This window comes from Methanothermus sociabilis, assembly GCF_055392295.1.
The window spans coordinates 58,460-70,927 of sequence record NZ_AP042467.1 but is presented as its reverse complement, the minus strand read 5'-3'; the positions used below and the strand labels follow the sequence as shown (position 1 = coordinate 70,927).

Annotated in this window: 12 protein-coding genes; 5 read left to right on the top strand and 7 right to left on the bottom strand. The window is 31.5% G+C overall.

Annotated elements, in window-relative coordinates; translation table 11 throughout:
- Window positions 1-8: 8 nt before the first annotated feature.
- Window positions 9-248, bottom strand: a complete 240-nt coding sequence (locus ACZ5LY_RS00385; RefSeq protein ID WP_083790805.1) for an LSm family protein — start codon at window positions 246-248, stop codon at window positions 9-11.
- A 91-nt stretch (window positions 249-339) separates the two neighbouring features.
- Window positions 340-1,506, bottom strand: a complete 1,167-nt coding sequence (locus tag ACZ5LY_RS00380; protein ID WP_464577610.1) for a PKD domain-containing protein — start codon at window positions 1,504-1,506, stop codon at window positions 340-342.
- Window positions 1,507-1,564: 58 nt separating this feature from the next.
- On the opposite strand from ACZ5LY_RS00380, the gene ACZ5LY_RS00375 reads away from it, so the two are divergent.
- On the top strand, window positions 1,565-1,975 hold the full coding sequence (locus ACZ5LY_RS00375) for a secondary thiamine-phosphate synthase enzyme YjbQ (protein ID WP_464577608.1): 411 nt from the start codon (window positions 1,565-1,567) through the stop codon (window positions 1,973-1,975).
- Here ACZ5LY_RS00375 and pheT read toward each other — a convergent pair.
- Both pheT and ACZ5LY_RS00365 read right to left on the bottom strand, forming a co-directional pair.
- A complete protein-coding gene (gene pheT, locus ACZ5LY_RS00370) occupies window positions 1,956-3,620 on the bottom strand; it encodes a phenylalanine--tRNA ligase subunit beta (RefSeq protein WP_464577606.1) in 1,665 nt (554 codons plus the stop codon). The two genes, ACZ5LY_RS00375 and pheT, sit on opposite strands and share 20 nt — an antisense overlap.
- 72 nt (window positions 3,621-3,692) lie before the next feature.
- Entirely contained in the window at window positions 3,693-4,049 is a 357-nt protein-coding gene (locus ACZ5LY_RS00365) for a hypothetical protein (RefSeq protein ID WP_048060541.1), read from the bottom strand.
- A gap of 73 nt (window positions 4,050-4,122) precedes the next feature.
- On the opposite strand from ACZ5LY_RS00365, the gene ACZ5LY_RS00360 reads away from it, so the two are divergent.
- Complete coding sequence (locus tag ACZ5LY_RS00360; protein ID WP_464577604.1) at window positions 4,123-6,753, top strand: valine--tRNA ligase; 2,631 nt, start codon at window positions 4,123-4,125, stop codon at window positions 6,751-6,753.
- 4 nt (window positions 6,754-6,757) lie between these two features.
- The gene (gene aroA / locus ACZ5LY_RS00355) at window positions 6,758-8,029 is read left to right on the top strand and encodes a 3-phosphoshikimate 1-carboxyvinyltransferase (RefSeq protein WP_464577602.1); all 1,272 of its coding nucleotides are present in this window, start codon (window positions 6,758-6,760) and stop codon (window positions 8,027-8,029) included.
- 6 nt (window positions 8,030-8,035) lie between these two features.
- Here the strand turns inward: aroA and ACZ5LY_RS00350 are convergent, their stop codons facing one another.
- Window positions 8,036-8,956: a TIGR00269 family protein gene (locus tag ACZ5LY_RS00350; protein ID WP_464577600.1), complete on the bottom strand. Its 921-nt coding sequence runs from the start codon at window positions 8,954-8,956 to the stop codon at window positions 8,036-8,038.
- Window positions 8,953-10,518 carry a dihydropteroate synthase-like protein gene (locus ACZ5LY_RS00345; RefSeq protein WP_464577599.1) on the bottom strand — a complete coding sequence of 522 codons (1,566 nt, stop codon included), beginning with the start codon at window positions 10,516-10,518 and terminating at the stop codon, window positions 8,953-8,955. The genes ACZ5LY_RS00350 and ACZ5LY_RS00345 overlap by 4 nt, the downstream gene beginning before the upstream one ends.
- Window positions 10,519-10,635: 117 nt before the next feature.
- On the opposite strand from ACZ5LY_RS00345, the gene ACZ5LY_RS00340 reads away from it, so the two are divergent.
- Together ACZ5LY_RS00340 and ACZ5LY_RS00335 are read left to right on the top strand one after the other, a co-directional pair.
- Complete coding sequence (locus ACZ5LY_RS00340) at window positions 10,636-10,839, top strand: class III signal peptide-containing protein (RefSeq protein ID WP_464577598.1); 204 nt, start codon at window positions 10,636-10,638, stop codon at window positions 10,837-10,839.
- Window positions 10,840-10,900: 61 nt separating this feature from the next.
- Window positions 10,901-11,095: a class III signal peptide-containing protein gene (locus ACZ5LY_RS00335; RefSeq protein WP_464577597.1), complete on the top strand. Its 195-nt coding sequence runs from the start codon at window positions 10,901-10,903 to the stop codon at window positions 11,093-11,095.
- A gap of 3 nt (window positions 11,096-11,098) precedes the next feature.
- On the opposite strand, the gene ACZ5LY_RS00330 is transcribed toward ACZ5LY_RS00335, so the two are convergent.
- Entirely contained in the window at window positions 11,099-12,376 is a 1,278-nt protein-coding gene (locus ACZ5LY_RS00330; protein WP_464577596.1) for a DUF515 domain-containing protein, read from the bottom strand.
- Window positions 12,377-12,468 lie beyond the last annotated feature (92 nt).

Below are 12,468 nucleotides of genomic sequence, written 5' to 3'. Positions count from 1 at the left end.
TTAAGTATCTATGGAGAGATGTAAACTATATTATCTCCACGAATAAGTACAGTTCCTAGTTTCCTTGTTACTTCTCCATTTTCAATTTCTTCTGCGTCATTTAAGACAAGGTTCATGTGGAGATCAAAACTTTTTAATATACCTCTAAATTCTCTTTCACCTTTTAATCTAATGAGAACTGGAGAATTCAAAGACTTACCTAGCGTGTCTAATGGTCTTTGTATATTTTTTTGTTTATTCACTTCCATCACCTTATTTTTTAGTAGATCATTTAGATATTTAATATTTTGTAAGGAATTATTTAACTTTTTTACAAATAATTTAAGTGGAAAATTATGTTTACCATATATCAACAATGCCGCCTTTATCTGTAAATCTACTGGTATATGTAAGTAGAGATTTGGGTCTTAAATATTTACTTATAACTACTTTTTGACCATTGCTTCCTTCAATTTCAAACCTCTCCTGAAGTTCCATATTTATAGTTTTTGTATTTTTATTGTATGTCACAATTGTTGTACTCACTGCATAATTTTTTGGAAATCTTCCAAGTGTAATATTAACATAACTTCCCGGTTGCAATGTATAACTATACTCTCTATACATCACTTTTTCTCCATTAACCGGATTTGTATAAACACTTGCATAATATTTAATGGGAAGTATTGTCTTCCCAACGTTGCTCAAAATTATAGAGAATAATGGGTAATCCACACTTTCATTGCTACTGTTACTAAACAATCTATTGTACCATTTTTCTGCTTCTATATCATTGTAAGGTGTAACTTCTGAGGGCATGGGGAATTTACCATCCCAGTTACCAACAAAACATGCATAACCATGTTGGTTTCTCCAAATTATAGTTCCATTATATATTTGTGATTCTTTTATCTGTTCGTAATTCATTTCATTTGCTTCTTTGAATGTCCTTGCGCCTTGAAGAAATGCATCAATTATGCCACCACCATATTCCCATGCTGAGGCATAATAATTGGCTCCTGAACTTGTGAACATTTTTGAAAAATGATATATGGTTTCTATTGCATTTGTTAATTCAACATCATCAACCCAACCTGTTGAAAAACAAGTATGGATTAAAATTACAGGTATGCCAGACTTAAATGGTGGATAAAACGTAATATTTGTGTCATTTATTTTTAATTTCCCGTCATCAGTTCCAAATATAAATCCATCATAGCAAACTAAACCAAATGGTGGTTTTGCAATTCTTGAAACATTGTCATAATTTCCTTCCATGTATCCACCATGCCCAATATATATAATTCCATCTGCAAGATACATGCCTTTTAACACATTTTTTAGTGTGGCATTTTCCCTATATAATTCTAAAATTTTATATCCATTTGATTTAAGGTTGTTAGCAATTTCCTTCGCTTCATTATATGCTTCAGGAAAATCCCCACGGGTATCGGCTATAATTAAAATATGGGCACTAACGCTTGAAATTAAAATTAAGGACATTATCATTACTACATATTTCTTCATAAATTTTACCTCCTGGAAACAAAAATTATTATGTATAATTTTTTTGGAGGATTAAAATATGAATATTTGGAGGAAAAGTATAAATATAAATACAAAAGAGAGAGTTGAATTCATTGATATTACCTCAAAAGTTGAAAATTTTGTTAATTCCTTAGATATAGATACAGGATTGGTAAACATTTTTAACAGGCATAGTACTGCAGGTCTTTTAATAAATGAAAATGAAAAAGGATTAATTAATGATTTTAAAAAATTATTGGAGCGTATTGTCCCTGTTGATGGAAACTATGAACATAATAGAATAGATAATAATGCAGATTCTCATCAAAGGTCAGTTCTTCTAGATTCCAGTAAAACATTACAAGTTGTAAATGGCAAATTAGATTTAGGGACCTGGCAAAGAATTTTTTTCGTGGAATTAGATGGTCCAAGGACAAGGACTGTAAATGTTATGGTTGTTGGTGAGTAAATTCTAATTCAAAGGCTGTAACAGGATACTCTAAATCAAAATTAATTATAACTTCTGGATGTATCTCACCAAAAACGCCATCTATTGAAGCCTTGTCTTTCATTTTAGCTCTAACCTTTGCTACCCTACCTTTGATAAAACTAGGATGGTTGGTCTTCTCTAACTCCATTTTATAACCTAAGTTTTTGATTATTGTAGCTACAATTGATTTTATTTCTGTAAAATTAGTATTTGAATGCATTACTGCCCCTGCCAATTTTTTAACACTTTTTACTTTTGTTTCAGATTTTTTGTCAATATATACAGCTTCACCAACTTCAAATATTTTTTGTGGCAATTCAGCATGTCTATTGTCCCTTAAAAATTCCATGAGATTTCCTAGAAGGCTTTTTCTTATCATGGTTCTATCTTCTGAAATTGGTTGAGAAACCTGAACCCTATCGTCTTCCTTTAATCTCATTTTTTTGTAATGTGTATCTTCATTTGTCAACATTAAACTCATAATTTCCTGGAAACCTAAACCAACCATAATTTTCCTTAATACGTTGTCAGAAATATACCATGGGTCTTCTTCACCAACAGTGGCAACTTTTGGTAATCTTGGCTTAATATTATTAAAACGGTATTGTATCGCAACATTTTCTATTATATCAACTTCATGAAGTATATCAACCCTATAAGCAGGGATATAAACTTTTAATTTATCATCTGAAATCTCTTCTACATCCATTCTCGCCTTTAATAATGAATGTTTTATTTCATCTAAACTAATATCATGGCCTATAATTTTTTTAACGTTTTCTACATTTAGCAACTTGGTTTTAGGAGTTAAATCTGGAGTCTTTACTTTCTTATCAGGGTAAATAATTTCAACTGTTTCAATTTTTCCACCACTTTCTGCAAAGGAGGTTGATAATATATTGACAGTTTGCATTACAGCTTTAAAATCTGTACCTGTAACATCTATAAGTACATTTTTCGTATTTTCATCAATTTTTGTTAGTTCTGCATTTATTATTGGAGGCATTGAAAGGACATTGTCATCATCATCTAAAATTAGAGGATATTTTTTGTATTGTTTTAATAAATGCGCATATTTTCGACCAGTTTCATGTTTATTAAGTATTTCTCTAAGTGTCATCTTTTTCTGGCTGTTAAGAGGAACAAATGCTACATTATCTGGGTCAGCTGCCTTATAATAAAAGGGAGGCGTGACAACATCATAATTATGGAGACCTATAGCAACTTTTTTTCTATCTCTACCCATGACCCAATGTAGATCTTCTTGAAACTCCATAATTTGTTTTACTTTGTCTTCATTAAATTCTAAATTTTTCACTATACAGACAGCGATAAATGGCCTAATTTTAGATATTTTTTCATCTACAAACACTTTAAAACCAGAATCTTTGATTGTATACTTAGGTATGCCTAATTCCATCCCTAAAAATCCTTTTAAACTTCTAGAAATACCTTCAACAGAAAAGTTATCTGGACGATTTGGGAAAAATTCTACTTTAAGAACATTATCATCATAATCTTCAATATCACAACCTAACATAGGCAATGTCTCAATGATTTCTTCATTGCTAAGTTCAATTCCCAATTTTCTTAATTCATCAAATTTTATGGTTATCACTGGCATGATTATTCACCTCATGAAAATTACTTTAAGCAAATGACCATGCTTAAGTTTTTATTTAAATATAAAAATAAATTATCTAATACCTACCATTATAAAGAATAATGACTCCACTGTGAAGTGTAAAGCTCTATGATGTAACCAGCTGTATTCTCTACCACTCAATTCATGGAATATATCAACAGTCATGTGCACTACAGCTGCCAAAAAACCAATTTCTACTGAAAAAAATACCAATGATAAAACTATGAAGTGAAATAATGCTTCCAAAATTTCATGAATAAGCCACACTTGTATGTTTGATGAAACAATTTCTTTTATAATGCCTGCTAACAATATATAAAAGTCTAAAAGTATATCCCACATTATTTTAGTATGTATTTCATCACTAATTGCAAGAAACACTGCTATGTAGAACCATGTGATGCCCATTTTCCACACACCATATTTTATGTTTATGTTAATAGAATACAGTAACATAAAAAGGTTTCCATGGAGAGATACCATGCGTGTTGAAATCCCAAAAGATTATGATCCAAAAAATGAAAGCAAATGGCAAAAAAAGTGGCAAAAAGACAAAATATATGCATTTGAAACTGATAAAAGACCTTCTTATGTTATAGATACACCTCCACCTTATCCTACAGGTTCTATACATATGGGTCATGTATTAAATTGGGTATATATGGATATAATTGCCAGATTCAAAAGAATGAATGGGTTCAATGTTTTGTTTCCTCAGGGATGGGATTGTCATGGACTTCCAACAGAAGTTAAGGTAGAGGAAATACATAACATCAAAAAAGGAGATGTACCTAGAGAAAAATTCAAGAAGATGTGTATTGACCTTACAACTGAGAATATAAAAAGAATGAAAAGACAAATGATTTCATTAGGATTTAGTCAGGATTGGGACAGAGAATACATAACTATGGACCCTGAATACATAAAGAAAACTCAACTCTCATTTTTAAAAATGTATAAAGAAGGATTGATATATCGTGGTGTTCACCCTGTGAATTGGTGTCCAAGATGTGAAACAGCTATAGCATTTGCAGAAGTTGAATATTCAGAAAAAGAAACTTATTTAAATTATATAAAGTTTGAAGGATCAGAGAGTGATATTGTAATTGCAACTACACGTCCAGAATTGTTACCAGCTTGTGTTGCTGTCTTAGTACATCCAGATGACGAAAGATATACAGACATGGTTGGAAAAAAAGTTAAAGTTCCTATTTTCAATCAAGAAGTTGAAATATTAGCTGATGAAGATGTAGATCCTAAGTTTGGTACAGGAGCAGTCATGGTATGTACCTTCGGTGACAAAACAGATGTTTTATGGGTTAAACGTCATAATCTAAAAATTATCAATGCTATAGATGAAAAAGGTAGAATGACTAAAGCAGCTAAGAAATATGAAGGTTTGTCTATAGAGGAGTGTAGAAACAAAATTATAGAGGATTTGGATAAAAAAGGATTTTTAATCAAAAAAGAAAGAATAAAGCAAAATGTGGGAAGATGTTGGAGATGTAAAACACCAGTGGAAATCCTTGTTAAAAAACAGTGGTTTATAGATGTAAATAAATTAAAAAAAGATGTCAAAAAAACTATAAATGAAATAAAATGGCATCCTGAACATATGAAAACTCGGCTTTTAAATTGGATAGATGCCATGGAATGGGATTGGTGTATATCTAGACAAAGAATTTTTGGTACTCCAATACCTGTCTGGTATTGTAAAGAATGTGGAAAACCACATGTTGCAACAGAAGACATGTTACCTGTAGATCCAACAAAAGAAAAACCTAATTTTACATGTGAATGTGGTTGCAATGAATTTATACCAGAAAGAGATGTATTGGATACCTGGATGGATAGTTCTATCTCACCACTTGTTGTAGCTGGATGGCCCCAAAAAAATTATAGAAAATTATTTCCAGCAAATTTAAGGCCACAAGGACACGACATAATACGTACGTGGGCGTTCTACACAATATTAAGGTGTAAGGCATTAACAGGTGAAAAACCTTTTGATGAAATTGTGATAAATGGAATGGTTTTTGGCGAAGATGGACATAAAATGAGTAAATCACGAGGAAATGTTATAGAACCTGAGGAAGTATTAGAAAAATATGGTGCAGATGCTTTAAGATTATGGGCAGCAAATAGTGTCCCAGGTTCAGATGTGCCTTTTGCATGGAAAGATGTGAAATATGGATATAAATTTTTAAGGAAGTTTTGGAATGCATTTAGATTTATGAGTATTCATATATTTAAGGAAGAAGAGAATGAAGTTGAAGCTAAATTAAATTATATGGACAGATGGATATTATCAAAATTAAATCGTCTTGTTGAGAATGTTACAAAATCCATAAATCAATATAATTTTGCAGATGCTATAACAAATATTCAACAGTTTGTTTGGCATGTTTTCTGTGATGAATATATAGAGGCTGTGAAATATAGACTTTATTCTGACGAAAATAAAGAAATGAGAGAAGGTGCTAAAAGAACTCTGGAAAAAGTCCTTAAAACTTGTTTAAAATTGCTTGCACCATTTGTGCCACATTTTGTAGAGGAAGTGTATCAACATTTTGATGATAAAAGTATACATTTAACTTCATGGCCTACAACTAATTATGAATTAATAGATCCAGAAATTGAGGAGTGTGGAGATACTGCAGTAGAAATAATTAGGGAGTTACGTAGATTTAAATCAGACAAGGGAATACCTCTAAATGCAGAAATTAAGCAAGTGAAAATTTACGGTGATGAAGAAACCGTTGAAAAAATAAAACCATTTTTTGATGATATTAAGGGTACGATAAGAATTCAAGATTTAGAAATAAAGGCAGGTAAGCCCAGTGTCAAAGAAAAAATAGTTAGAATAGAGCCATTAATGGATAGAATAGGGCCTAAATTTAGAGATAAAACTTCAAAAGTGATTAAATACCTAAATTCTGAAGATCCTGAAATATTAATTGAAAAATTGAAAGAAGGAATTGAAATTGATGGTAAAACTATAACAAAGGATGATATAAGGGTAGAAAAAGAAATTATAGGAGAGACTGGTGAAAAAGTTGAAATAGTAAAACCTGAAAATGTAGACGTTGTTTTAGAGATTGCTGTAGGATGATTTTATGGATTTAATAGTTAAAAAAACAGAAGGAATTGAAGGCAATGTGAAAGCACCTCCATCTAAAAGTTATACACATCGTGCAGTAATAATAGCTTCTTTGGCTGACAACATATCTCACCTTAAAAATCCATTAGTTGCAAAGGATACATGTTCCTCTGTTGAAGCATGTGAGGCATTTGGAGCGAAAATAGATATAAAAAGAAATGCATGGATTGTAAAAGGTGTTAATGGTAAAGTTATCACTCCTGAGAATGTTATAGATGTTGGAAATTCTGGGACTACTTTGAGAATCATGACAGCTGTTGCAGGTTTAGCAAAGTATTATACAATTCTTACAGGGGATAAATCTATAAGATCTAGACCTATGCAACCTTTACTTAATTCACTTAGGGATTTAGGTGTAGTTGCTTTTTCATCAAGAAATAATGGTAGGGCACCAATAATAGTTAAAGGAGGGTATGAAGGTGGATATACAGAAATACCGGGAAATATAAGTTCACAATTCATCTCCGCACTTTTAATTATAGGACCATATGGATCTAAACCTCTTAAACTGAAAATTATTGGAGAATTAATATCAAAACCATATGTTGACATGACTGTTGAAGTTATGAAGAAGTTTGACGCTAAAATAGAAAGAGAAAAAAATACTTATTATGTGGAGCCTAACGGTTATAAATCTTGTAAATATTCAATAGAAGGAGATTTTTCTTCAGCATCATATATTGTAGGTGCAACTGCAATAGCAGGAGGTAAAGTAAGTATAAAAAATTTATTTAAAGATTCAAAACAAGCAGATAAATTAATTTTAGATATAATCAGTGAAATGGGAGTAGATATTAAAATTAAGAAAAATGAAATTATAGTTTGTAGTGATGGAGAACTTAATGGGATAGATGTCAATTTAAAAAATTCTCCAGATCTTCTTCCAACTGTTGCAGTTTTGGGGGCTGCAGCAAAAGGCAGAACAAAAATATATGGAATCAGACATGCAAGATTTAAAGAGACTGATAGGATAGCTATGTGTGCAAAAGAATTGTCTAAGTTAGGAATAAAAGTTAAGGAGTTAGATGATGGCTTAATAATTAATGGTGGAAACATTAAAGGTGGCATTGTGGATTCACACAATGATCATCGTTTAGTGATGGCTTTAACACTCCTGGGTTTAAAAAAAGGTATTAAAATTAAAAATGCTGAGGCATATAAAATTTCATTTCCAGATTTTGTAAAGGTTATGAAGGAGTTAGGATGTAAAATTGTGGAAAAACCTTAAAAAATTTTAACTCATGCTTATTCCTAACTCTTTACATAATTTGCATGCCTGACATATTTTTCCTGATGCTGGCTCTCCACAAATTTTACATGTATCAAATGTATATTTTTCCTGAAATTTTTCTTTTAATATAGGTTTTATTTTTTCAAAGCCTCTAAGTATTGAATATCTGATTGTTGGGTGTTTTGCGGAAATTCTCTTTATAAACCTATATATTTCTCTCCTAAATGCATATCTCACATAAGGGCAAGGTTTTAGATAAGTTTTCAATCCTTTAAATTTTGTGTAGAGTATTATTTCATTTTCTGGTATTTCTCTAAGTGGTTTTATTTTTGTTAAAAAATCTTTACTCTCACTTATAGGGCCCAATCTTATTAAATTTTTTATATTCCCTTCAAGATAATTCATTAAGATTGCCTCTGTTTCATCGTCAAGATTGTGAGCAATGGCTATTTTATCAGCTTCTAATTTTTTCCCAATTTTGTTGAATATCCAACGCCTGAATACTCCACAATATGTGCAAGGACCTCTCTCTACATTACTTGATACTATCTCATCCAATGTAATTCCAAAACAATCTTTAAATTTAACTATGTGATGTGGAATTCCAAGTCTTTTAGTATGATATTTTGCAATTTCCAATGTTTTTTCTCTATAATTTTTAATGCCTTCATCTACAGTTAAAACTTCTAATTCAATTATTCCTCTCTCATGCAAAATATTAAGAATATCTAGCATTGCTACACTATCTTTACCACCTGAAACCCCTGCTAAAACTCTATCACCTTTCTCTATTAGTTTATTTAATCTAATGTTTCGGAGGACTTTTCTTTGTATAAATTCAATAAAACAATCCTTACATAATCTTTGGCTTGAATATCTCCTTCTAAAAACTACATCTTTGGATCCACACTTCATACATCTCATCTTTTTTCCCTCAAATCCAAAGGTTTTTTGAATAAATCTTTGTCCTGTACATAACTCTTCCCTGTAATTAGGGCTATTTCTGCTTTTTGTAATTCTGAACCAAGATATGCTGCATGTTCGAGTCTACTTACTAATCCTCTTTTGATTATTTCTTCATATATTTTCTTTGAATTTTTTCCAACAAATTTGACTGTGGGTTTTCCAGATTTATAATGAATAACTTCAATATGATCATCTTTAACAGATATTTTAAAGCTTCCTGCTTTGTCTGGGATGAATTTTTTCATTCCTTTTGCTTTTATTACTGGTACATCTACATTTTCATCTATCATCTCATACCTTCGCTTATCTTTAAAAATTAAAAGATTGACACCTAAATCTTTAGGAATTGACCTTCTCTTCTTTGCTAAAAACATTATTATTGATGATAGAGCAAGCTCATATACACTTCCTCTTGTTTTTTCGCTTTCTTCTGGTGTAAATAGAATACTCGCTCCTAGTTCCATGCCAATACCAGCAAGAAGTGCATTTACACCAACAGAATCAGCATCTAGAAGTTCTGTTACATTGCCAACACCAAAGAATAAAGGATCTGGATTTCTATCAGCATATAATTTACACGCTAATATAGAATCAACAATGCTCTTACTATTTATAGGATCAAGTATTGGATCTGCAATGATATCTATACCTTTACATTTCTTTTTCAAATTTTCTAAGGATTTTACTCTTTCTTCTGGCTTCTCAGGCACCCATCCTTCAGTGTAGTTTGTAGGTAATATCACTGCAGGTATGTTATTATCCTCTAAAAGAGGTAATACATCTTTGTAGTTCCCATGATCAAGACTTAGTACTAAATCTATACCACATTTTATCGCTGTTTCAATTTCATTTACATTTAATGTATCTATGCTAATAGGAACTTTTCTAGCCCTTTTTCTTACAATTTCAATAAGTGTTGGTATCTTATCAGAGTAATCTTTACCAGCAATCATCCCTATATCTATCATGTCAGCTCCATTTTTTATAAAATAGTCTACTTTTCTTTTTAATTCGTTTTTTGTTAACGAAGGTGCATTTGCAATTTCTGCTAAAACTCTCATTGGAAAATCTCTACCTACTGGAAGATTACCAACTAAAATGTTTTCATCTTTTTTTAATAATTCCTTTCGTATTTTTTCATTTTTTTCAAATTTTTTTATAAAATTCAATGCTCTTTTTTTCTGTTCTTCTTCAATTAACTTGTTTGCAGGCTTTTTTGGTGAAAGCTTTACTTTATTAATTATATCTAATAAAATTCCTAAATCAGCAGCATCTGTTGGTCCTTTGTATGCAGGAATATTTGTTTTTTCAGTTATTTTTTTTGCATTTCCTTTAACTAATCCCGGAATTATTACCATGTCATAATTTAAACCTTCTATTTCTTTTGCTATCCTCTCTGGAGTTAAAAATGCTGCAATTGGTGTATTCACAGTATAAACATCTACCTGATGTTTTGAATTTTTTACATTTGATTTAACTACGTCACTAGCTAACTTACCTGTGACTATGAGTATTTTCATTGTTATACCTCACCAATAAAAAATCCATTAATTTGTTTGAGGTTTAAAAACAAAAAATTTATAAATAGAATTTATACAAAATTGTTATTAGTAAATAATTTTTGGAGGTGGAATTTAATGCTTAAATTCCTTAAAGATGAAAAAGGTCAAGGTGCAGCTGAATATATGCTATTGATTGGCGGAGCTCTTGCAGTAGTGCTTGTTGCTCTATTCATATACGCTCAATACATGAACAGTGCTAAAGGACAATTAGCTAATCAGGGTGGTCAAGACATAAACACTGTACGTAATAAAACCCAACAATGGGCAGGTGTACCATAAAATCATGACTATATACAGTTGTTTTGTTTTTTCCTTTTTTAATTTTTGGAGGTGGAATTTAATGTTTAAATTCCTTAAAGATGAAAAAGGTCAAGGTGCAGCTGAATATATGCTATTGATTGGCGGAGCTCTTGCAGTAGTGCTTGTTGCTCTATATGTTTATGTTTCATATGCAAATGCAATAAAAACTGGATTAAATGCTGAAAAAGATATTAATGAGGTGCGTAATAGACCCTTAAAGTGGATACAACCATAACATTTAACTATATACTTTTTTTAGTTCAGCTGCCATCCATTCAGGAGCTTTTTGTGTTGGCACCACTAGCATAATTTTGTCCATGTTCATCATAATAACAGGCGCATGTTTTCTTGGAACTTCTATAATCAATAAATAAGTAGCATTAAATTCACCTATGTTTGAAACTCTTTCATATTCAGAAAGTCTAATTCCATAATGTTGTAATATTTGTGAGACATCACTTTCACTTAATCCTCCAGCTGAAAGTGCTTGCAATGCCTTTTCAATATCACCACTTGCACCTCTTGAAGTTGAAACACCAACAGAAGAACCTGGAGAAGATAAAAATTTACTACTAGTTAGATTTACATCGTATTTTCCACTTTCTCCTGATCTCAATATAGCTAAAACTGTTGCTCCACTAACTAAAGGAAGATCACTTGAATATTCTGCTCCTGCTGTTCTGTTAGTTGGTGCAGACACATTACCTGCGGGCATGCTAATATTTGTAACATTTGTTAGATATATATCAACACTGCTTCCAACGCCTATAAGTCCACCAGCGGCTTGCAAACGATTTATAAGTATTGGTATAGCAACTGTATCTGGTGTTTGTATCTCTATATTTGATAATACTGATGCATCTGCCTGACTTACAAATCTTTGCGCATCAGGGACTCTCATAATAACTTCTCCACCTTGTATTGTTTGCAATGTTGTACTCTGATTCCCTGCACTATACACGATCATTACTCTATTGAACATATCTTTTTTTGCCTGTATCTGTTGAAGTTGATAGGTTCTCCAAGATTGGGTAGCAGGTCCAAGTACATCAATTGCCAGGACTTCTTCAGGTGTAGTAGCACTTTCTATTTGTGCAAGAAGTGCCTGTTTTCTAGGATCTGTGGCTAATGGTCCCTTATAATATGCATTAACTTCAGCTATTTTTTGAGCTTTTGCACTTTCCAATGCTTCCTGATATGGTTGGTAATATAAGAACCAATAACCTAATACAGCAATAAAGATGATAATACATGCTATTACAGCAGCCCCGATTAATGTCCTCTTATCTGCCTCAGGAATGCCTGTTGGTGGTCTTCTTGGTGGTAATGGTTTAGGCTTCAAATCTACTTTTTTATTTGGTTTTGGCTTGGGCATTGTTCTTTTTGGCTTTTTTTCAGCTCCTTCACTTGATCTTTGTTTCAATAATCCTCTTATTCTCTTTACAATGCTGTCCTCCTTTTTTTCACTTTTTTTGAGTTCAGGAACTTTTTTCTTTTTATCATTTTTTCCAAACATTTAGACCACTATTGAAGATGAATTTAATAATTTGCTATCAAATTATGTATCAGAAAATTCATTATATAAACTTTCATGCATGCAAAATGAGA